General features: G+C 33.6%; 27 protein-coding genes and 1 other annotated feature. Of the genes, 21 read left to right on the top strand and 6 right to left on the bottom strand.

The window, feature by feature from the left end; genetic code table 11:
* The first annotated feature begins 99 nt into the window (after positions 1 to 99).
* Entirely contained in the window at positions 100 to 483 is a 384-nt protein-coding gene (locus AB1282_RS21815) for a hypothetical protein (protein ID WP_156339735.1), read from the top strand.
* Positions 484 to 505: 22 nt separating this feature from the next.
* On the top strand, positions 506 to 805 hold the full coding sequence (locus AB1282_RS21810; protein WP_056475516.1) for a DUF2653 family protein: 300 nt from the start codon (positions 506 to 508) through the stop codon (positions 803 to 805).
* A gap of 46 nt (positions 806 to 851) precedes the next feature.
* Here AB1282_RS21810 and AB1282_RS21805 read toward each other — a convergent pair whose 3' ends face one another.
* Positions 852 to 1,046, bottom strand: coding sequence for a YqzH family protein (locus AB1282_RS21805; protein ID WP_056475519.1), 195 nt, complete (start codon positions 1,044 to 1,046; stop codon positions 852 to 854).
* 162 nt (positions 1,047 to 1,208) lie between these two features.
* On the opposite strand from AB1282_RS21805, the gene AB1282_RS21800 reads away from it, so the two are divergent.
* The 8 genes from AB1282_RS21800 (at position 1,209) to AB1282_RS21765 (ending at position 7,216) form a co-directional block, all read left to right on the top strand.
* Positions 1,209 to 2,471, top strand: a complete 1,263-nt coding sequence (locus AB1282_RS21800; RefSeq protein ID WP_056475522.1) for a Y-family DNA polymerase — start codon at positions 1,209 to 1,211, stop codon at positions 2,469 to 2,471.
* Between the two features lie 86 nt (positions 2,472 to 2,557).
* Positions 2,558 to 2,890, top strand: coding sequence for a YolD-like family protein (locus tag AB1282_RS21795; RefSeq protein ID WP_056475525.1), 333 nt, complete (start codon positions 2,558 to 2,560; stop codon positions 2,888 to 2,890).
* Positions 2,891 to 2,968: 78 nt separating this feature from the next.
* Positions 2,969 to 3,193, top strand: coding sequence for a DUF1659 domain-containing protein (locus AB1282_RS21790; protein ID WP_056475529.1), 225 nt, complete (start codon positions 2,969 to 2,971; stop codon positions 3,191 to 3,193).
* A gap of 17 nt (positions 3,194 to 3,210) precedes the next feature.
* Positions 3,211 to 3,426 carry a DUF2922 domain-containing protein gene (locus AB1282_RS21785; RefSeq protein ID WP_056475532.1) on the top strand — a complete coding sequence of 72 codons (216 nt, stop codon included), beginning with the start codon at positions 3,211 to 3,213 and terminating at the stop codon, positions 3,424 to 3,426.
* Between the two features lie 199 nt (positions 3,427 to 3,625).
* Entirely contained in the window at positions 3,626 to 4,465 is an 840-nt protein-coding gene (locus tag AB1282_RS21780; RefSeq protein WP_056475533.1) for a Cof-type HAD-IIB family hydrolase, read from the top strand.
* A 566-nt stretch (positions 4,466 to 5,031) separates the two neighbouring features.
* Positions 5,032 to 5,478 carry a BclA C-terminal domain-containing protein gene (locus AB1282_RS21775; protein ID WP_056475534.1) on the top strand — a complete coding sequence of 149 codons (447 nt, stop codon included), beginning with the start codon at positions 5,032 to 5,034 and terminating at the stop codon, positions 5,476 to 5,478.
* A gap of 179 nt (positions 5,479 to 5,657) precedes the next feature.
* The gene (locus AB1282_RS21770) at positions 5,658 to 6,152 is read left to right on the top strand and encodes a DinB family protein (RefSeq protein WP_056475537.1); all 495 of its coding nucleotides are present in this window, start codon (positions 5,658 to 5,660) and stop codon (positions 6,150 to 6,152) included.
* Positions 6,153 to 6,286: 134 nt separating this feature from the next.
* Positions 6,287 to 7,216: a phosphotransferase family protein gene (locus tag AB1282_RS21765; protein ID WP_056475540.1), complete on the top strand. Its 930-nt coding sequence runs from the start codon at positions 6,287 to 6,289 to the stop codon at positions 7,214 to 7,216.
* Between the two features lie 61 nt (positions 7,217 to 7,277).
* Here AB1282_RS21765 and AB1282_RS21760 read toward each other — a convergent pair whose 3' ends face one another.
* The 3 genes from AB1282_RS21760 to AB1282_RS21750 form a co-directional block, all read right to left on the bottom strand.
* Positions 7,278 to 7,898: a class D sortase gene (locus tag AB1282_RS21760; RefSeq protein WP_056475543.1), complete on the bottom strand. Its 621-nt coding sequence runs from the start codon at positions 7,896 to 7,898 to the stop codon at positions 7,278 to 7,280.
* A 3-nt stretch (positions 7,899 to 7,901) separates the two neighbouring features.
* Positions 7,902 to 8,975, bottom strand: a complete 1,074-nt coding sequence (locus AB1282_RS21755; protein ID WP_056475549.1) for a processed acidic surface protein — start codon at positions 8,973 to 8,975, stop codon at positions 7,902 to 7,904.
* Positions 8,976 to 9,121: 146 nt separating this feature from the next.
* Positions 9,122 to 9,331 (bottom strand): CDGSH iron-sulfur domain-containing protein, encoded by a 210-nt coding sequence (locus AB1282_RS21750; protein ID WP_056475552.1) that lies wholly within the window; start codon positions 9,329 to 9,331, stop codon positions 9,122 to 9,124.
* A 196-nt stretch (positions 9,332 to 9,527) separates the two neighbouring features.
* Here AB1282_RS21750 and AB1282_RS21745 point away from each other — a divergent pair, with 196 nt between their 5' ends.
* Entirely contained in the window at positions 9,528 to 10,115 is a 588-nt protein-coding gene (locus AB1282_RS21745; RefSeq protein WP_056475555.1) for a GNAT family N-acetyltransferase, read from the top strand.
* A gap of 58 nt (positions 10,116 to 10,173) precedes the next feature.
* Entirely contained in the window at positions 10,174 to 11,337 is a 1,164-nt protein-coding gene (locus AB1282_RS21740) for an iron-containing alcohol dehydrogenase (protein WP_056475558.1), read from the top strand.
* Between the two features lie 39 nt (positions 11,338 to 11,376).
* Here the strand turns inward: AB1282_RS21740 and AB1282_RS21735 are convergent, their stop codons facing one another.
* Both AB1282_RS21735 and AB1282_RS21730 read right to left on the bottom strand, forming a co-directional pair.
* Complete coding sequence (locus AB1282_RS21735) at positions 11,377 to 12,297, bottom strand: alpha/beta hydrolase (RefSeq protein WP_056475562.1); 921 nt, start codon at positions 12,295 to 12,297, stop codon at positions 11,377 to 11,379.
* A gap of 17 nt (positions 12,298 to 12,314) precedes the next feature.
* Positions 12,315 to 12,560, bottom strand: coding sequence for a zinc ribbon domain-containing protein (locus AB1282_RS21730; RefSeq protein WP_056475564.1), 246 nt, complete (start codon positions 12,558 to 12,560; stop codon positions 12,315 to 12,317).
* Positions 12,561 to 13,066: 506 nt separating this feature from the next.
* Positions 13,067 to 13,305, top strand: a binding site (T-box leader).
* A gap of 51 nt (positions 13,306 to 13,356) precedes the next feature.
* Between AB1282_RS21730 and asnS the strand changes: the two genes are divergently transcribed.
* The 9 genes from asnS (at position 13,357) to AB1282_RS21685 (ending at position 22,135) form a co-directional block, all read left to right on the top strand.
* On the top strand, positions 13,357 to 14,748 hold the full coding sequence (gene asnS, locus AB1282_RS21725) for an asparagine--tRNA ligase (RefSeq protein WP_056475567.1): 1,392 nt from the start codon (positions 13,357 to 13,359) through the stop codon (positions 14,746 to 14,748).
* 179 nt (positions 14,749 to 14,927) lie between these two features.
* Complete coding sequence (locus AB1282_RS21720; RefSeq protein WP_056475570.1) at positions 14,928 to 15,182, top strand: YqkE family protein; 255 nt, start codon at positions 14,928 to 14,930, stop codon at positions 15,180 to 15,182.
* Between the two features lie 267 nt (positions 15,183 to 15,449).
* Positions 15,450 to 16,949 carry a 4-hydroxyphenylacetate 3-hydroxylase family protein gene (locus AB1282_RS21715; protein WP_056475573.1) on the top strand — a complete coding sequence of 500 codons (1,500 nt, stop codon included), beginning with the start codon at positions 15,450 to 15,452 and terminating at the stop codon, positions 16,947 to 16,949.
* Positions 16,950 to 17,008: 59 nt separating this feature from the next.
* Positions 17,009 to 17,755 carry an IclR family transcriptional regulator gene (locus tag AB1282_RS21710; protein WP_056475576.1) on the top strand — a complete coding sequence of 249 codons (747 nt, stop codon included), beginning with the start codon at positions 17,009 to 17,011 and terminating at the stop codon, positions 17,753 to 17,755.
* 52 nt (positions 17,756 to 17,807) lie between these two features.
* Positions 17,808 to 18,347 (top strand): 3-hydroxyanthranilate 3,4-dioxygenase, encoded by a 540-nt coding sequence (locus tag AB1282_RS21705; RefSeq protein WP_056475668.1) that lies wholly within the window; start codon positions 17,808 to 17,810, stop codon positions 18,345 to 18,347.
* Complete coding sequence (locus AB1282_RS21700) at positions 18,332 to 19,369, top strand: amidohydrolase family protein (RefSeq protein WP_429900384.1); 1,038 nt, start codon at positions 18,332 to 18,334, stop codon at positions 19,367 to 19,369. Before AB1282_RS21705 ends, AB1282_RS21700 begins: the two co-directional genes overlap by 16 nt.
* The gene (locus AB1282_RS21695) at positions 19,338 to 19,799 is read left to right on the top strand and encodes a RidA family protein (protein WP_056475578.1); all 462 of its coding nucleotides are present in this window, start codon (positions 19,338 to 19,340) and stop codon (positions 19,797 to 19,799) included. The genes AB1282_RS21700 and AB1282_RS21695 overlap by 32 nt, the downstream gene beginning before the upstream one ends.
* Before the next feature lie 56 nt (positions 19,800 to 19,855).
* Positions 19,856 to 21,328, top strand: a complete 1,473-nt coding sequence (locus tag AB1282_RS21690; protein ID WP_056475581.1) for an aldehyde dehydrogenase — start codon at positions 19,856 to 19,858, stop codon at positions 21,326 to 21,328.
* Between the two features lie 30 nt (positions 21,329 to 21,358).
* The gene (locus AB1282_RS21685; protein ID WP_056475674.1) at positions 21,359 to 22,135 is read left to right on the top strand and encodes a 2-keto-4-pentenoate hydratase; all 777 of its coding nucleotides are present in this window, start codon (positions 21,359 to 21,361) and stop codon (positions 22,133 to 22,135) included.
* Positions 22,136 to 22,149: the final 14 nt, after the last annotated feature.

Below are 22,149 nucleotides of genomic sequence, written 5' to 3'. Positions count from 1 at the left end.
TTTATTAAAATAATCCATACTAAGAAAGATGTGATGATGAAAGAAGGGTCAATATTGAAAAAAATAAATTCTCTAATATCAATGTGGATTTTGTTTTTTATGCTTGCTTTGTCAATCCCGGTTGATGCAAGTAGTAATACATATAACCATCAACGTATTAAGGTGAATACTAATTCTTTTGTTTTTAGCAAACAACCATCAACGCATCTTGCCATTAGGAGATCGTATCGTTCTAATAGAAGTTATCGACCAACAGCACCTAGGTCGAGTTATCGATCTTATAGAAGTCCTGGAAGGAATTTTTTAGGGTATGCAGGTGCATTTGGGTTAGGCTCTCTTTTTGGCTCGATGCTAAACCCGTTTGGTGGCTACTATGGTGGTCAGCACTTTGGTTTTTCATTTTTTGGATTACTATTAGATTTTTTAGTGATAGTAGTGATTATTTGGTTTATTAAGAAAATCTTTCGTAGAAACCGATATTAATTTTTTCCCTTCGAGGTGACTTGTGAAAATCTATTTTGATGAACAAGATGTTGCCAATGCAATTTGTGTATATGTGGCTGATTTAGAAGGAATACGCCCAGAAAGTGTGCAAATTGAGTTTCAATTTGATGAAGATGTTGGGGTAAGTTGTCAAGTTTCGGCCAATCATCTGAACGTATTGTATGGTGAGCAACAAATATCAGACGCAATTGGTTTTTACTTAGAAGAGATTCATCGTTTTTCATCCTATGCAATGGAAATCATTATTGGTTTTGATGAAGAAGTTGGAATTACGAGTGAAATATCATTTATCTATTCATAAAACCCGAGAGAGAACTGGACGTTCTTTCTCGGGTTTTTTCGATTGCTTAGGCATAATTCGTTACGTATTCGTAAACAATATCTTGTACTAATTCATATAATTCACGATCATCATTTAATTGTTCGGTAACGATTTGATCGTACAGTTTATCTAGCATATCAGCTGTAATCCACTGTTCGTGTTCTCCTCTATATTGCATTAACGCTCGTTTAATCATCTGCTTTACAAACTGTCCATCCACTTTTAGTTTCCTCCCTTAAGCTAACTTTAGTATAGCTAAAATTTTGTATTGTTCCTAATGAAAAAATTTTATTGAAATCGAACGTATATTCGTTTAATATATGTTTATAATAAAAATAAGAACATTAGTTCTGCTATTTTTTGGAAAATCGGAGTGATATGTATGAGCATTTGTTATGAAGAGTTACCACATCATCGGATATTATGCATCGATATGAAGAGCTTTTATGCAAGTTGTTCTGCGGTCATGCTCGAATTAGATCCATTAGAATGTTATTTAGCAGTTGTTGGAGATGTAGAGAGAGAAGGAAGTATCGTCCTTGCAGCTTCCCCACGATTAAAAAAGGAATTTGGGATTAAAACGGGATCAAGGGTTTTTGAAATACCGAAAGATCCGCGAATTAAAATTGTAAATCCTTCAATGTCAAAATATCTAGAAATCTCAACAAACATAGTAAAGTTATTAAATGAATTTGTACCCTTAGAGGATTTACATGTATACAGTGTTGATGAATGTTTTTTAAAGGTGGATGGAGTGAAGAGATTATGGGGTGATGCATGGGAGATTGCCGAAAAAATTCGTACTGAAATTATGGCACGATTTCAATTACCTTGTTCGATTGGGATTGGACCGAACATGCTTTTGTCGAAGCTGTGCTTAGATTTAGAAGGAAAAAAAGATGGGATAGCGGAGTGGACTTATGAAGATGTAGAAAAAAAACTATGGCAGGTGAGTCCTCTTAGTGAAATGTGGGGAATCGGTAAAAGAACCGAACGAACTTTAAATGCAATGGGTATTTTTACAGTAGGACAGTTAGCGAAATATCCTCTTCATTTGCTGGAGAAAAAATTCGGGGTGATGGGAAATCAACTATATCATCATGCGTGGGGAGTAGATCTGTCTGAGCTAGGTGCGCCAATAATGAATGGACAGATTAGTTTTGGTAAAAGCCAAATATTAATGAGAGATTATACGAAAGTCGAAGAAATTAAGTTTGTTATTCGTGAAATGTGTGAAGAGGTTGCACGCCGAACTCGTAATGCTAAGAAGGCAGGACGTACGATTACATTAGGAATTGGATATAGTCGTGAAGAATTCGGTGGAGGATTTTCCCATGCTTTTACAATGGATGAACCTACAAATATTACTTCAGATTTGTATGAAATCTGTACAAAATTATTTGATCGATATTATGAAGGGAAGACAGTTCGGCAAATTCTCATTTCTCTTTCGAATATTGTAAGTGACGAAATCATGCAGTTAAATTTGTTTGACCAGAAAAAACCTCAAAAGCGTAATTTAGGATATGTGATGGACGCAGTCCGAAAAAAATACGGATCATCTTCGCTCCTCTGGGCTGTTTCTTATGCAGAAGGAGGAACAGCACTTGCCCGAAGCAAGCTGGTAGGTGGACATAAAGGGTAAAAGATTTCCTTTCGTCCTTTTCTCCCTGCAGGTGAAAACCACTAGTTCTACCTAAGATAAAATGAGAAAAAAGGAGAAGAATGCCGATGATACGTGACCGTGGCACGATTAAATGGACGTCAATGATGTTACCAGAACATGTAAAAATGCTTCGTGATTGGAAAGTATCACAAAATTATGAACAACAAAAAGATGTAGATGAACAACTATTAGAGGAAATGAACCGTCATCTTCAACAGGCAATTCACGAAGATGAAAGTGTACAAATTACTTATTATAAAGATCACTATCACCATAATGTAAAAGGAAAAATAGGGAAAATTAATTTACACCAAAATAGGCTATCCATTTATGAAGAACAAGCTGGATATATGGAGCTGTTATTAAGTGATATTGTGGACGTGAAAATTGGATCTTGAAAATCAAAAAAAATAATGAACCGTTAACGAAAACTCCCTCTTTTTTAAGTACATATACATCGAAAGGGGGAGTTGAAAATGGCACAAATTGCTACTCAACAACTAACATTGTATGTAAATTTACATGCAGGAAAAGACGCACAAGGAAAAATCATGATCAAGAGGAAGGCATATAAAAATGTCCGAGTTGATGTTGATTTAGTGAAGCTAAGTGAAATTGGCAATGCTTTAGCATCATTGCAAGATCTACCGTTAGTAGAACTAGAAGTATTAAGCAATGGACTACTTTTAAACAGTCTATAAAAAAGGAGGAAAGCGACATGATTCAAACATTAGAACTTAAATTTTTAAATGAAAACGAAAAGGTCGTTACGCTAACAGTAGACAATCCAACCATTCCAGTTAATCCAACATTAATCAATCAAGTAATGGATAAAATTGTAGCAAACAACGTATTCACTTCTACAAGTGGAATTGTCGTAGCAAAACAAGGCGCACGCTTGGTTGGTAAGGAGATTATTGAGATAGAGTTATAGGCTTTATTATGGTTAGAAAATGAGTTTTGTAGGCAGTCCAAAGACCTTCTGAAATGCAGAAGGTCTTTTTTTGCGTTATAATAATAGAGAATGAAATCATAAAATAGAAATAGATAAATTGTAATAAGAATAATTTAGTAGAATTGGTGAATAGTTAGCATTCAGATTATAAGAGAATAGTAGAAAAGGAGAGAACGACATGGCATTAATTGCAATTGATATGGATGGTACACTGGTAAATGGTAAGAATGGAATACCTATGGAAAATGTTGAAAGCATCCGGGCAGCACAAAAGGAAGGAATCCATGTTGTCATTTCTACAGGTAGAATGTATGAAAGTGCAAAGGAAGTATTAGATGAAGCTGGTCTAACTTGTCCGATTGTCTGTTTAAATGGCTCCCAAATATATGACTATGAGGCAAAAATTTTGCACAACGATTCAATGGATAAAGAAATTTTTGCGAAAGCCTTAAGCATATGTGAAGCAGAAAATAAAACATTTATTATTAGTACTAGTGAAGGATCATTTACAAAGTGTCGAGATACACTATATGATGAATTTTTTACTGATAAGCAAACTGGCAAGACACACAAAGTGACAGCTACTTTAAGAAAGGTTCGAACTTACTCTTCTATTGAAGATTTTAAGGATCTCGATGTATATAAAATATTATTTCTTTCCAAGAATGAAGAGGTTATTAGTCGCATTCGTCTAAAACTAATGCAAGAAGAGGGACTATTAATTACTTCGTCAGGCTCAAATAACGTTGAAATTAATGCAGCAAATGTAAGTAAAGGAGCGGCATTATTAAAGCTTGCACCAATCCTTGGAGTAGATTTAAATGAGAGCATGGCAATTGGCGATAGTTTTAATGATGTCTCTATGTTTAATCGAGTAGGTTTTCCAGTAGCTATGGGAAATGCGAAAGAAGAACTAAAAAGCTACTGTACATTTGTTACAAAAACAAATGAAGAAGCAGGCGTAGCCCATGCAATCTATCATTTTTTAGATCAAAAACAAAAATTGAAACAAAGTTAATTACATTCAATTTGTAGACCGGCAAGAGAGAGTTTAAAAGTCAAAGTACTTTTGAGACTCTCTTTTTTTGCATTCTTTCTATACTTTGTAGACACTTCTTATTCCTTTTCCCTATTTTAAAGACATAAAGATTGTATAGGTTAACATAATCTAAATATAAACTATAAAGGATGTGGAGTGTTAAAATGGATGTAGCCTTAGGTATATTTCCAATCATTATTATGCTTTTTTACATTGCAATTCCTATAGGTCTTATAGTAGTAATCTCCTACTTCTATAAATTATTTAAAATCCGAAACGAGGAATTAAAGAAGCAAAATGAACTATTAAATCGGATTGTAAATGTACTAGAGAGGTCATAGAACTCGCAATACTATATGATTTAACAGAACTTAGTCCGATGATGACTAAGTTTTTTTATTCTATTAAAATTGAAAAAAATAAAAAAACTAGTGGACATGCTGTAACGAAAAGAAAAAACTTTCATATTAATAAACTATATAGACAAGTCTTTAATATGTTACTCCTAAGAGGATTTATGTCTAATAATAATGAAAGGTGATAATATGAGACATTCAAGACACCCAAGACATCATTGTCCACCAATACCTCCTGGCGAAAGCTTTGCATTTGTTACAAATAGTGGTGGAACAATTTCAGTAATACAAGAAGGAACAGTTGTAACTTTTCCATCATTTCAGTATTTAGGTGAAGGAATTACAATTGATCGAGCAAATGATCGACTAACAGTTGAGGCACCAGGTAATTATTTTATTACTTACACTGTGAATTTAAATGCACTATTAGCCGTATCTACAAGAATATTAATAAACGGTAGACCTATTAATGCATCAGCAATCGTAAATGAAGTGAATAGATCCATTTACGGTAGTCAAATGATCTTACCATTAGAAGCTGGAGATACAATTTCACTTCAATTATTTGACTTTGTTGGAGATGTTAAGTTGTTACAAGGTGCTGGAGCAACAATTAATCTATTCAGAGTTCATTAGTATAAGATTTTATCGTTATGCTTCAAAAGATTCTCCTATCCCGTTACAAGAATGCACTGCTTTTTAAAAAAGTAGTGCATTTTTTAATAAGTTAAAATCATAAAGTAATAAAGGTGAATCTAGTAATAACCACGAAAGTACATATCGTAAAGTATAAAATTAACAAAGGAGAATGATCTATGAGTAAAAAAGAGTTTATATTAGATCAATTGGAAGTCTGTCGTAATGTTGAAAGTTGGATTCAACCTTTAAATGTAGCATTGGAGAATTTAAGTTTAGAGGATATAAGTTGGAGACAAAATGATTTTACTCATACGATCGCTGAAATCGTATACCATCTGTATTTCTATAATGAACGATGGTTGAGAAGATTTAAAGGAGAAATACCAACTGAAGTAATCGATAGTAATGCTTCAACTTTTCGAGAAATGGAAAATTTAACAAGGGAATATTGGCAGGAGCTTGTTGAACGGTTAGACGAGAATTTAGCGAATTGGCAGCAAGCCATAAAAGAAGCAGATGAATCAAAGCTTTATGAACAAATTCCAAACTTTCCAGTAGATGCAGTCTGGTGGGGAGCATTATCTAATTTATGTACACATAATGCTTATCATATCGGGCAAATACTCTACATACGAAAAGCACAAGGTTCATGGGTATCAAAAGAAGAGTAGGAAGCTAATACGGAGAAAAATCATTAAATAATTTGTATTGCCGTATAAGAAATAGTAGGCTATTTTGGAAGAAGTAGGAATAGATGGAAATAGAATTGAAAAAAAGATAAATAAGGGAAAATGGGGAACAAAAGATGATCACACAAAATGTTAGGGATTACATTTTGAAAAAGTACAATATAAGCGAATTGAATTTTTTAGGAAAGGGACAAGAAGCAGAAGTCTACTCTTATGATCAAAAGAGAGTCTTAAAATTATATAAACCAACAGCCCATTCAAAGCTAGAAATATTAAAGCAATTTTATGAATCAATGAATTCTAGTGATGCAAATTTTGAATTACCTAAAATTCACGAGATTATAAAAGAGAAGGGCGTTGTTTTAACAATTGAAAAACGAATTGAAGGCAGAAATATACAAAAGGATTTATCAAATTATGATGAGCAAGTATTAGATTCTTTCTTTGAAAACTATCTATCTACAATATTAAGTATTCAAAGGATTGAATTAGAAAAGCAATTTAAAGGCATTAAATTATTAAGTGATTATGAAGAAGTTTCTTCAAAGGACTGGAACGGTTTTTTAAAGCAATCGCTACTAAGAAAGAATACAGAAGTAGATTATTATTTGAAAAGAGATGTATCAGATTACGAAGTGAAATTAAAACGTTTAATAGATGCATTTTCAGTTGGATATGAAGGGGAATATGCATTAGTACATGGTGATTATTATCCATCAAATCTATTAGTAAATTCAGATGGACAAATTAATGGTGTAATTGATTTCGGATTAATGACATTATATGGAGACCCGTTATTTGATGTTGCATTAAGCTGGATTTTATTTGATTTATATGATGAATTGGGTGAAATAAAGCTAGCAAAATATTTAAATAAAGTAGTTGATCGATTAGGAGAAGAGGTTAGAAGTACAATCCATTTATACGTTTTATTTTATAGTATTTATTCGGCAAATTTCTTTTCAGAAACTTGCAGTGATGGACACTACCAATGGAGTGTTCGCAATTTAAATAACGAAAAATTTTGGGCTGTACTAGAAAATTAATGAAAAATATGAAACTACTAATAAAAAAATGCTCACTATTGTATAGTAAGCATTTTTTTGTTTATTTATTTACTTCTGATTTGACTAAACCAGCTACAAGTATATAGCGCTGCGGTGCATGTCCAATAAAATTAAACGGATAACAAGTACTTACCGTTAAAGTTGGTCTTGGTTTTGGAATAATAACAGTGCGATCATCTTTATCAACGATACGAATTTTATGAACCTTGTAAGTAAATGTGCCAGCCGAAGTTTTAACAATTAACGGATCGCCCACTTTTACTTTACCGAGCCCACGAAATACAGTATCTCGATGTCCAGCAAGAACACTATTATCTCTTTCACCTGGCATCACAGATTTAGCGTAATGACCTATTCCTTTTGCAAGCTCATCCTCATCTGTCCCGTGGAAGATTGGTAGAGTTGCTTGAAGTCGAGGAATCGTTAATGTACCCATTTCATCGCCAAATTTAGGATAAGTCTTGTAAAGCGGTTCATCTCTTTTAATTTGCTTCAATTTAGTTGCTGTTTCTGTTTTGATTTCTTTTTTGAAATCATCCTTAGACTGTTTATACAGTACGTAGGTTTTAATTAAAGAATAAGCATTTGTTGTAGCAAAAAATAATCCGACAATAAAAAGGAGTGCTGAAAATATAAGTAGAACTTTTCGTTTACGATTCATAGCTTATCGTTTAACAATTACCTTTTTACGTAAAACAACAGCAGCTAACATCATTAACATACCAACCATTGTCCATTCAGTTGTATGAGTTGCAGTAGTAGGAAGTTTACCGCCATTTTCCGTTCTTACAATAACATTAGGTTTTGGGTTCTTAGTTGCTGGTTTTGGGTTTTTAATTGCTTTTTGAGTATCTTTAACGATATCTACAATCTGGTCATCACCTAAAAGTTCATCTGGTGAAAATACAGCGTCTAATAATAGATTACCAGCATTATCATAAATCTCTAAATATACTTTTATATTTTCCATAGAATCCATAGAATCATCCATAGTAAGTAATTTAGCAAAAGTTAAAGGAGATTTAACGCCATTTTGTTCAATCGCAACTTTAATATCAATTTTTAAAGTAGATTGAAGCTCTTTTACGATATTCATTAATTCTACTTTTAATTCAGCTGGTAATTCTTTTGGAGCAGCCTCAGAATCCATTGAGAAAATTTCAGGATACTTTTCTTCTAAAGCAGATGCACGTTCTCCTAATGCTTCTAATTTAGCTTCAACAGCAGGATCATCATTTACAACTTTTTCTAAGTATGCAGATAGATTATTAATTTCTGCTTGAGTAATTCCAAACTCTGAAAGAGCAGAAGAAATATCTTCCATAGAAGGGAATTGATCTTCTACACTACCTGACTCATCTTCATCTAAATAAATTAAGTTTTCGATATCAGAAGTAAAATAATACGTATCTAGTAATGATGCATTTTTGTCCATATCATCATAGTAGACTGCTAGATCTTTAATTTCATCTTCAGTGTAACCGTACTCATCTAGAAGAGCGTCTAAAGTTTTTTGTGTAAGTCTTTCACCTAAAGTATCTTTTAACTCATCAACTGAATCGAAATCAGAGATCGACTCACCGTAGTAAGAATTTAAATAATCCTCTAATTGTTTTTGAGTTAGGTTGATACTAACTAAATAAGATTTTAATTCATTTGCATTTGGCGCTGCATATGCAGTTACACCTGGTACTACTAATGCTGCAGATAAAACGACTGAAGCTAATACCTTTTTCATATTGTTTTCCCCCTAAATAGTACATTCCCTAAATATAAAATGTGATTAGATCAGTATTATGAATGATTCAAATATAATAAAGGTATGAGGGCATAAGAAAGCCGATTATTTAGGATTGCTCAATAATCGGCGCCAGAAAAATGAAATTATTCTGATTCTTTAGGAGCTCGAACGACAGATTCGAATTTTCCTTTATGAGTACCGTCACAATATGGTAATTTACTTGACATGCCGCATCGACATAATGAGAAAGCTGCTTTTTGCGGATATGTATTCCCTTCAGCATCAACTAAATCAACTGTTCCAGTTACACGTAAAGGACCATTATCTAAAACCTTAATTTGAACATCAGACATATTAAATTTCCTCCTACACATCTTAAAGTTATTATATATTACATTTATGTTAAAATAAATGGGGTATTTTAATAAAGTATTAACTTTTAATATGAAATTAACATGAATTTAGTATAAAATGAAAAGGTTATTTTTTTTATACTAAAAAAATGTTAAAGATAACTAAGTAAAAATTTATGTTAAGGAGTGACAATTCATGATTCGAATAGCAAAAAAAGAAGATGCCAAACAAATTGTCCCTCTAATTGTACAAGCGATTGAAGATATTGTATTTATGTTAACAGGGACAACATCATACGAACAAGCAACCCCAATTTTAGAATATTATGTTCAATCTGAACAAAATCGACTAAGTTACCATAATTGTTTAGTGAAAGAAATTGAAGGGAAAGTTGTAGGAGTGATTATAGCCTACCATTCCTTAGAATTATCAGTACTTGATCGTGAAATGCTTGAAATAATAAGTCGTAATTTAAATATCCAAAATGTAAAAGTAGATAAGGAAGCAGATGATGAAGATTTTTATATTGATACATTATCAGTGCATCCAGATTATCAAGGCAAAGGAATTGGAACTGAATTATTAGAGGGATTACTTTCTTTTGCCAAAAACAAAGGGATTACTCGTGTTTCATTAAATGTTGATCAAGACAAAACATCTGCCCGCCGATTATATGAAAAAGTGGGATTTAAATATGAGAAAGTTAGATTTATTATGAATCATTCATACGATTATTTAGTGTTCCCAATAAATGAAAAAATATTCGAAACAAAAGTCGTTTAAGATGCATCCTTTCGATTGTTTAAGTTAAAATTAAGTTTGAACAATAGGAGGGATACATATGAATTTTTTTACATTCGCAAATCCAACAGAATTAATATTTGGTAAAGATAGTGTACAAAAGTTAAAAGAAAAGGCTGCTAGCTTTGGAAAGAATGTTTTAGTTGTATACGGTGGTGGAAGTATTAAGCGAAATGGCCTATATGATCAAATAGTAGATATTCTTAAAGAAGCTGACAAAACAGTTTATGAACTAAGCGGAGTTGAACCAAATCCGAAATTAACAACAGTTCATAAAGGTATACAAATTTGTAAAGACGAAAATATTGATTTTGTTTTAGCTGTTGGTGGTGGTTCAGTAATCGACTGTACAAAAGCTATTGCAGTTGGTGCGAAATTTGATGGTGAGATTTGGGATATTATTACACGTAAAGCATTCCCAACAGATGCATTAAAATTTGGAACAGTATTAACACTTGCAGCAACTGGTTCAGAAATGAACGCTGGGTCAGTTATTACAAATTGGGAAACAAATGAAAAATTAGGTTGGGGAAGTAAATTTAGTTACCCAACGTTTTCAATCCTAGATCCTCAAAATACATTTACAGTTCCTCGTGATCAAACAGTTTATGGATCAGTGGATATAATGTCACATGTTATTGAGTCATATTTCCACCATGGAACGAATACAAAAATTCAAGACCGTTTCTGTGAAGGAATCTTAAAAACAGTTATCGAAACTGCTCCAATCGCAGTAGAGAAATTGGATGATTATGAAGCGCGTGAAACACTACTATATAGTGGAACAATGGCATTAAATGGAATCTTAAGTATGGGTGTCCAAGGTGATTGGGCTACACATAATATAGAGCATGCAGTTTCTGCAGTAACAGATATTCCACACGGTGGAGGATTAGCAATTATTTTCCCTCATTGGATGGAATATGTAATGAGCGAAAATGTTGATCGTTTCTGTCAATTTGCAGCTAGAGTATTTGATATCAGGCAAGAATCAATGTCAAAAGAAGAATGGGCATTAGCTGGTATTAAAGCTTTACGCACATTCTGGGACTCAATCGGTGCACCAAGTCGTTTAAGTGAGTACGGTATTACAAAAGAACAACTACCTGAAATGGCTGCTAAAACGGTTAAATATGGTCCATTTGGTAACTTTAAAAAATTAGATCAAGAAGATGCATTGAAAATTTTAGAGGCAGCTCTTTAATAGATCCAAAACTGGGCAGAGAAAAACTCTGTCCAGTTTTTATATTGAATTATGGTTAACGCCAATATTATTTAAAAAAGATGAAACAATTGAATAGTAATCATCTTTGTTTTCATTTAAACTCATAGCGTGGGCACCATTTTCGGCAATGAATAGTTCTCTCTTATTTTGATTTTTCGCTTCGAATAATTTAAGTGTATGTGTAAATGGAATATAAGGGTCTGGTTTACTATGAACAAATAAAACAGGATTTTTAATATTATGTGTTGCCGATAAAGGAGAAATATCTTTAATGAAAAATCCATTCCGAAGCTTTAACCAAATGCTAGAAACAGGAAGGATTGCCCATTTAGGAAGTTTATAATCCATTTTCAAACGATATGTAAGCTGTTCTTCGAATGTAGAGAACGCGCAGTCTGAAATATAGAAAGCTGCAGAATCCTCAACAAAACCAGCATATTGTAACATTGTACATGCTCCCATTGACTCTCCATGAATGCCAAGAACAATCTCACCTTTTAAATCCTTTAAATATTGAACAACAGATTGTAAGTCATATTTCTCATAATATCCATAGCTAGTTGTATGACCACCTGACTCCCCATGTCGCCTATGATCATAAGTAAGTACATTAAAGCCAAGCCTTAAAAATAGCTCAGCATATTTAATTGAGTTATTCTTATTAACCGTTACACCATGTGTAATAATGACCCAATTATTTGTATCAAAGGACTCAAACAAGTATCCCTTTAATTCGTATCCATAACGAGATTGGATAGAAAAGGGTTGTTTTTGAACAGAACGATACAATCCTTCATCAAATCGGAAATTTTCCAACTCGCGCTGATAAATAAACTCAAGTGAATTTGTTTTCATAAACAAAACTTGCTGCGTAAAATAGTAGCCAACTCCAATAAAATAAATAAGAAAAAGAACAGCTACAACAAGCCAGATCATCATAATAGAACCATCACTCTCTATCCGAAAAGAATATCAAGAATTGTCGTTAACTCACCACGGGTTTTACCTTCTAAAATTGAAGGATTATAAACCTCAACAAAACCGCAATTTAAACAAGAAACAAATAAAAAATGATTATAATCAATATCTAGTAATTTACTTAAACCTGAACCGGACATTGATACTTCTTTAGTTTTCGCGTGTGTATGTTTACATTTCGAACAAACAAATTTATCCCTTAACAATTCTTCAGCTCTAGCCATAAATTAAACCCTCCTTTTTAGTAAAGTGTATCATAGGAAAAAGAAAATTTAATAAAGGGATTTTGACAATTAAATTAAGAATGACGAGTTTATAAATTAAACATTGTCGCTTCATGTTCATAAATAATCCTTATAAGATATAAAAGGATTCATGAGTAGGAAAAAATACAAAATATGAAATATGCTAACCCATTAGGTGTTCATGAGTAAGTAAAAGGGTAAGAAGAAGGAGTTTAGTTACACATAAGGTGTTCATGAGTAAGTAAAAAGGTAAGAAGATGGAGCTAGGTTACTCATGAGGTGTTCATGAGTAAGTAAAAAGGCAAGAAGATGGAGCTTGGTTAATCAAAAGGCTCAAATGGAAAATGTTGTGTATCAGATCGATTTAATTAGGTTAAGCTGTTTAAAAGTATAGATTCCAATGAATATATTTTTAGGGACAACTAGACAAGAGATTATGATTTATGATAAATTATACAAGAAAAATTCCTTTAAAAACTACATATTTTAAATCGATGAAAAGGACAGTAGTTTTTGCTATATTCGATAGCGAGCTAGGGACGGTGGAAGCCTAGTGATGAAGCATGAATGAAGAACACCTTTGAGTTCTAACCGAAAGGGATCACTTAAGTAGGCTTAGACGTTACCAGCACGTTATTAACTGGGATAAGCAGTGTTAGCTTTAAAGTTGGTCATATTATGACAATTTGGGTGGTACCGCGGAAGTTAGTCTTTCGTCCCTTTTATAGGGATAGAAGGCTTTTTTTATTGGAAAATTAACATAAGGAGGCTAATTATGATAAAGACTGTAGTAAAAGATTTATACAGAAATCAAGAAAATTTTAAAGACCAAACCGTTCAAATTTCAGGATGGATTCGTACTCTTCGTGATTCTAAAACAATTGGTTTTATGGAGTTAAACGACGGTACATTCTTTAAGAGTGTACAAATAGTATTTGAGGACAATCTTGAAAACTTCAAAGAAATTACGAAGTTACCTATTAGCTCAACTGTTTTAATAGAAGGTGAATTTATTCCAACTCCGGAAATGAAACAACCTTTTGAAATTAAAGCAACAAAAATTGTGATTGAGGGATTATCAGATACAGATTATCCATTACAAAAAAAGAGACATTCTCTTGAGTATTTAAGAACAATCGCTCATTTACGTCCAAGAACGAATGCTTACTCAGCGGTTTTCAGAGTAAGATCTCTTGCATCATATGCCATTCATAAGTTCTTCCAAGAAAAAGGATATGTATATGTACATACACCAATCATTACTGGAAGCGATACAGAAGGCGCAGGAGAAATGTTCCGTGTGACTACAATGGATCTGAACCAAGTTCCAAAAGCTGAAGGCGGAAAAGTGGATGACGGCGCGGATTTCTTCGGTAAAGAAACTAACTTAACTGTAAGTGGCCAATTAAATGGTGAAGCTTATGCCCTTGCTTTCCGTAATGTGTATACATTTGGTCCGACTTTTAGAGCAGAAAATTCAAATACTGCACGACATGCGGCAGAATTCTGGATGATTGAGCCGGAAGTTGCTTTTGCAGAACTACCAGATATTATGGATCTTGGTGAAGACATGGTTAAGTTTGTAATTAATTATGTATTTGAACAGGCACCTGAAGAAATGGAATTCTTTAATAGTTTTATTGATAAAACACTTATTGAAAGATTAAAGAATGCGTTAGAATCTGACTTTGGTAGAGTTACTTATACTGAAGCTGTTGAATTATTACAGAACTCTGGTAAAAAGTTTGACTACCCAGTTGAATGGGGAACAGATTTACAAACTGAACATGAACGTTACTTAAGTGAGGAAATTTACAAGCGTCCTGTATACGTAACTGACTATCCGAAAGAAATTAAAGCATTTTATATGAGAGCAAATGAAGATGGCAAGACAGTAGCTGCGACAGACTTATTAGTTCCTGGTATTGGCGAATTAATCGGAGGAAGTCAACGTGAAGAAAGAGAAGACATCCTTGTAGAGCGAATCAAAGAACTTGGTATGAATGAAGAAGATTACTGGTGGTATTTGGAGCTTAGAAAATACGGCGGTACAAAACATTCTGGTTATGGAATTGGATTTGAACGACTTGTTATGTATTTAACAGGAATGAAGAATATCCGTGATGTAATACCATTCCCACGTACACCAGGAAATGCAGATTTTTAAATATAAAAATAAACAATAGGATGCTGCGGCATCCTATTGTTTTTATGAAGAACCAAAAGAATCTGAGTTTTAGCATTTGAAAAAAGAGAAATAGTAGTTTTATAATATATGTAAAGATGAAATACTTCTCTTTCTACTATAAATTATTATAAAATAATGGAAATGGAAGGTGATATAATATGAAAAAAAGAAAACCACAACAGCCTGTAAAACCAGCGTATGAACAGAAAGAAAAAATATCATTAGGATCATTAATGAATGAAGAAATTCTTCAAAAATTAAAAAATACAAAAAAACAATTGCAAGAAAATGAAACGAAGCTAAAAGAGGAAGAAGAAGCACGTATTCGTGAAGAAAAGAGATTACGTGAGAAAAATAAATCATTCGAAGAGTTACTTAACGAGAGTAATATCTCTTGGAAGGACTTTAAATAAGACGCCATTGGTGTCTTATTTTTTTTGTAAGTGTAAAAAATTAATTTAATCATTTTTTTATAAGAAATTTCACATTATGAAATTTTTTGATTGTTCTAAATTTTATAATTTTTTATAGTGAAATTAAGTTAATTAAAAAGTAGTAGGTGATGTAAATAATTTAAGATAGTGAAATTGATCTTTTTGAAAGTGCTTTAAAAAATTTCCGAATTCGATTTAAAAAACAAAGTTTAAAAAAATTACATATCGGAGTGGAGGAATTATTAAATGGGTATTCGTACAGGAGCGCAATATATTGATGGACTAAAATCTAGAAAGCCAGACGTATGGTTAGGTGGAGAAAAGGTAGAAGATATCGTAAACCATCCAGTTTTCAAACAACCGATTCTAGAGATTGCAAAATTATATGATATGCAGTTCGATCCAGCTTATCAAGAAAAAATCACACATATTTGTGAAGAAACTGGTGAGCGAATTTCTAATGCATTTTTAGTGCCTAAGTCATCTGAGGATATTAAAAAGCGTGGAGATTTATTCGAAGCATATGCAAAGTCAACATTTGGTTTAATGGGAAGAACACCAGATTTCTTGAACATTGTCTTAACTTCAATGGCAAGTAATTCATGGTTTTTAGATAAATATAATCCAGAGTGGTCAAAAAATGTCCAAAATTATTTCAAATTTGTTCGTGATAACGACGTCTTCTTAACGCACGCAATTATTAATCCACAAAATGATCGCAGTAAGCCATCTTATGAACAAAAAGATCTATTTACACATTTAGGTGCTGTTGAAGAAACGGTTGATGGATTAGTTGTTAGAGGGGCTAAAATGCTTGCAACATTAGCACCAATTACAGATGAAGTCATTATTTATTCATTCCCTGGATTCCACGAAGGTGATGAGCGATATGCTTTAGCATTTGCACTTCCGATTGACACGCCGGGATTAAAAATTTTATGTAGAGAGCAAATGCAAGATGGTAAAAGATCATTTTTTGATCATCCATTAGCATCTAGATTCGAAGAGATGGATGCTGTCCTTGTATTTGAAGATGTGTTAATCCCTTGGAATCGTGTATTTATTCATAATAATGTTGAAGCTGCAAATAATCTATATCCCAAAACAGGTATTGCACAACAGCCTGCTCATCAGTCTGGCGTAAGAGGCTACGTAAAATTAGCTTTTGCAGTAGAGGTAGCTTGCAAATTAGCTGATTCAATTGGAGTAGATGTTTATTTAAATGTCCAAAATGACTTAGGTGAACTACTACAATCAGTTGAAACAATTCGTGCTTTACTTCGAGTTTCTGAAACAGAGTATGAGACATTACCTTCAGGCGAAGTAAGACCGGCATGGGAACCACTTGAGACAATTCGTGGCTTGCTTCCAACTATGTACCCAAGAGCAATTGAAGTGATTCAAACAATTGGTGCAGGTGGTTTATTAATGTCACCAACAGAAGCAGACTTTGAACATCCGGAGCTAAGAGATGCAATGGATAAATACTATGTTGGACGTGAAGGAGTATCCTCTTTAGAACGAATTCAATTATTCAAACTTGCATGGGATTTATGTGGAGAAGCTTTTGGACAAAGAGCTCTTCAATATGAAAGATATTATACTGGTGATCCAATTCGAAAAAGAGCAATTTACTATAACCAAATGAAACGCAAGAAAACATTTAGTATGGTAGACGATGCATTAAACGGAGCAAAAAACTTAAAAGGAGTATCGACTAATCTAGCGAATTCTAAAGTTAACTGATTAATTTTAGAAAGCAGGGATTTTATGAAATTTTTTAGTATCAAAGAGGAGGGGATCTAGTGATCTCTTCAGTTCAAAAGATTTCTAGAATATTAGATTGCTTTACAGAAGAAGAACCAGTCCTAGGAAATTTAGAAATAGCTGAAAAGTTAAATATGAATGCAAGCTCGGTCCATCATTTAGTTCGAACTCTTTGTGCTGAAGGAATTTTAATTCAGGATAGTAAGAAAAAGTATCGACTTGGTTGGAAGCTGCTTGAATGGAGTAATCACGTTATGTATCAACAAGACATATATAGTGAAGCCATTCCATTATTAGAAAATCTACTAAAAAATTATGATAGTACCGTTCATATCGGAATGTTTGATAAAGGGGACGTAAGATTTGTCTTAAAAGTTTCATCAAAACATTCGATACCTGTCCCGACATTTATAGGTGCTAAACGACCTGCATATTGTACGAGTACTGGTAAAATTCTATTATCATATAATCCAGCATATTTAAAAACAACGATTGAAAAAGGCTTTAAAGCTTATACAACAAATACAATTACGAATATTGATGCATTAAAAAAAGAAATGACTGCGATTAAAGAGAATGGTTATAGCATTAGCAACAATGAAAATGATCTAGGATTATTCGGAATTGCAGCTCCAATTCAAACATATACTGGTCAAACTTTTGCAGCATTAAATATGGTTGGACCGGTTTCGTATATGATGAGCCAAGACATTGGTCGAATGATTCAGGATGTTGTGAAAACTGCTAAAACAGTCTCAAATCAGCTTGGTTATATTAATGCATAATGATAGCGCTTACTTAAGTTTAAATAAAAATGAATTAATTGGAGGATTAGAGATGAATCTTAAAAGTCGAGTTTTTAATATTTTCAAATTGATTGAGGATAATAAAGAGCTATTAAAACCACCAGTTAATAATAAGGTTATTTGGGAAGATTCGGAGTATGCTGCGATGATCATTGGAGGACCAAATAAACGTAGAGACTTCCATATCGATCCTGCAGATGAATTTTTCTATCAAATTAAAGGCAATTGCTATGTTGAGTGTATTACGCCAGATGGTAAGCGAGAAGTTGTAACAGTTGGAGAAGGTGAAATTTTTATGCTTCCTTCTTTTGTTCCACATTCACCTCATAGAGTAAAAGATTCATATGGAATTGTGCTTGAACGAAAAAGGGCAGAAGGTGAATTAGAAAGCTTTGTTTGGTTCTGTGATGAGTGTAATGAAGAAATGCATAAAACGACCGTTCAATTAACGGATATTGGTACACAAGTAAAAGAAGCGATTGAACAATTCAATGCTAGCCTTGAATTAAGAACATGTAAAAACTGTGGTCATGTCATGAAAGAGGAAGCGGATGAATGGGTATGCGTATAGACTTTCATACACACATCATTCCTGAGGATTTACCGGATTTTTTTGAAAAATATGGTCATGAAAGATGGCCAATTTTACAACCGACATGTTCATGTGGTGCCAATATTATGGTTGCAGGAAAAGTATTTAGGGAAGTAACTGATCAAGTTTGGAGTCCTGAAAAGAGAATTGAGGACATGAATAATGAAGATGTAACAATGCAAGTGCTGTCGCCAATTCCAGTTACATTTTCGTATTGGGCACCAGCTCCAGCAGCATTGGAAATGGCTCAAATTCAAAATGATTTCATTGCAAATACAGTTAAAAAGAACCCTACAAAATTTATTGGATTAGGGACAGTACCAATGCAGAACGCCGAAGTAGCTATCAGGGAAATGGATCGCTGTATTCATACACTTGGATTAAGCGGATTGGAAATTGGTACAAATGTAAATGGAATAAATTTAGACAGTGATGAGTTTAGTCCATTTTTTGAAATGGCTGAAAGATGGAATGTCCCATTGTTTATTCATCCGTGGGAAACATTAGCGAAGGATCGTACTCCAGATCATAACTTTATGTACACGGTTGGAATGCCGAGTGAAACAGCTTTAGCTGCTGCTAGCTTAACATTTGGTGGTGTGATTGAAAAATATCCAAAATTAAAGATTTGTTTTGCACATGGCGGTGGTTCATTCCCATTTATTCTGCCTAGATTAGATCAAGGATGGAAGGTATGGCCGCATTTGCGAAAAACTGCCTATCCACCAAGTCATTATGTAAGTAATTTTTATTTTGATTCACTTCACTATGATCCTATCAATATTCAATTTTTAATTAACCGATTTGGTTATGACAAAATTGTGATGGGCTCGGATTATCCTTTCTTATTAAGGGAAACGCCACCTGGAAGAGTCATTAATCAAATGGATATTAATAAAGAAATGAAAGATGCTATTTTAGGCAAAAATGCCCTGAAATTTTTAAATATTAAGGAGGCAGATTTACTTCATGGAAAACAAAGTATTGACTCCAGAAGATAGATTAATCAGTTTAGGTTATGCACTTAAAGCAATAAGACCGGCTTCAGGTAATTATGTAAAATCTGTTCGTACTGGTAATCTACTATTTACATCTGGTCAAGGTGTAGATGAATACCATGGAAAAGTTGGACGAGAGTTAACGCTCGAGGAAGGGTATGCTGCTTCAAGAGAGTCAATGTTAAATTTAATCAGTGTCTTAAAGTACGAATTAGGTGAACTTTCGAAAGTAAAACGAATTGTAAAAATATTAGGCTTCGTAAATAGTACAGAAGATTTCTATGATCATCCGAAAGTGATGAATGGAGCTTCTGACCTTTTAGTAGAAGTGTTTGGTGAAAGAGGAAAACATGCTAGGTCGGCTGTTGGGATGGCACAGCTTCCACATAATACAGCGATCGAAATTGAAATGGTTGTAGAAATAGAGGATTGAAAAATTTGGTGGCACTCGTGTCACCTTTTATTCTATTAGAATGGTAGGTGCCTATTATGCAAGTTACAGAGAAGAAAAATAAAACATTACCGATCGATTGTAAGCATTTTATTGATGGACAATCTATTCCTTCTTTTAATCAAAAAACATTTTTAAATATTAATCCTGCAACTGAAGAAGTGTTAGGTTCTGTTTCTGAAGGTGGGGAGTTAGAAATTGATTTAGCAGTAAAAGCAGCAAAACGAGCGCTAAAAGGTGAGTGGAAACAATTTACTAGCAATCAAAGAGCGGCAGTATTAAGAAAAATCGGAGACGGAATATTAGCTCGAAAAGAAGAATTAGCAGCTTTAGAGGCAATGGATTCTGGAAAGCCATATGAACTTGCTTTAGAAGTTGATATTACTAGATCGGCTCACAATTTTTATTTTTTCGCTGATTATATTACAACTTTAAGCTCTGAGTCTCATATGCAAGATCAAACTGCCTTACATTATACATATCGTAGGCCTGTTGGTGTAGTCGGAATGATTAACCCATGGAATCTTCCTTTATTACTATTAACATGGAAGCTTGCACCTTGTTTAGCGGCTGGCAATACAGCGGTTATGAAGCCGGCAGAATGGACACCAATGACAGCTACAGTTTTAGCTGAAATTTGTAAAGATGCAGGCGTACCTGACGGAGTTGTGAATGTTGTACACGGATTTGGAGCAAATGCGGCGGGCTCAGCTTTAACAGAGCACAGCGATGTTGATGCAATCACATTTACTGGTGAAACAAAAACAGGTACAGCAATTATGAAGGCGGCAGCTCCAACGTTAAAAAAATTATCGTTTGAGCTTGGAGGAAAAAATCCAAACATTATCTTTGCTGATTCTGATTTAGACGAAGTGATTGAAACAACTTTAAAATCATCTTTTATGAATCAAGGAGAAGTTTGTTTATGTGGATCTAGAATTTATGTTCAGAGATCAATCTTTGATGAATTTATTGATAAATTTGTCGCGAAAACAAAGGAATTAAAAATTGGCGATCCGTTTGAAGAAGGCACAAAAGTGGGTGCGGTAATTAGTAAAGAACATTTCGAAAAAGTATTATCTTATATCGAGATTGCAAAAGAAGAAGGCGGAACTATTTTAACGGGTGGCAGTAGACCAGCATCAATTGAAAAAGGATGCTTTATCTCACCGACAATCATTACAGGATTAAACCGTGATTCTAGATGTGTAAGAGAAGAAATATTTGGTCCAGTCGTAACAGTTATGCCTTTTGATTCGGAAGAAGAAGTGATTGAATGGGCAAATGATACTCATTATGGCTTAGGAGCTACAATTTGGACAAATGATTTACGCAGAGCTCACCGTGTTGCTCATCAAATTGAAGCTGGAATTATTTGGGTGAACACTTGGTATTTAAGAGATTTACGTACACCATTTGGAGGAATGAAGCAAAGCGGTTTAGGGCGCGAGGGTGGAATTCATAGCTTTGAGTTTTATAGTGAATTATCGAATATCACGATTAAATTATAAGAATTAAAAAGGGGGCTAAAGAAAGTGAAGATTACTAGTGTAGACGAGCTTACGATTCTGCTACAAGAAGCAGAAGAGAGTGGAGTAAGTATAAAAGCTTTAACTGAGATTTTTCCTGGATTAACTGAAAAAGAAGCCTATCAAATTCAATTAACAAATGTTGAAGAAAAATTGAAAAAAGGGCAGAAAATTATCGGTAAAAAAATTGGCTTAACTTCAATTGCTATGCAGGAGTTATTAGGAGTAGATGAACCAGATTACGGTCACTTACTAACAGATATGAATATTCCTAATTTCGGTGAAGTTCAAGTTGCAAATATGATTTTACCAAAAGTAGAAGCTGAAATTGCATTTGTCTTAAAAAAGGATTTAATCGGGCCAAATATTACATTTGAGGATGTAGTTAATGCAACAGATTATATTGTACCTGCATTAGAGGTAGTTGATAGTAGAATCGAAAATTGGAAAATTCGATTAGAGGATACAGTAGCTGATAACGCTTCATCATGCTTATTTGTTCTTGGCAATGAGCGTTTTGATGTAAAGGAAATTGACTTACCGAATGTTGCGATGGAATTATATCGTAATGAAGAATTGATGAATTCAGGTAAGGGAGAAGCAGTGCTAGGAAACCCAATTCATTGTGTAGCATGGTTAGCCAATAAATTAAGTGAATTTGGAATCTCGCTAAATGCAGGAGAAATTATTTTATCAGGAGCTTTGTCAGCTGCAATTAATGCAAATGCTGGGGACTTATTTACTGCGAAGTTTCCATTACTAGGTGAAGTCTCGATTTCATTTAAATAAATGAGGTGGTAATT

The organism is Gottfriedia sp. S16(2024) (genome assembly GCF_050473765.1).
Classification (GTDB): Bacteria; Bacillota; Bacilli; order Bacillales; family Bacillaceae_G; genus Gottfriedia.
The sequence above is the reverse complement of the archived record's forward strand: the minus strand, read 5'-3'. Positions and strand labels throughout refer to the sequence as shown.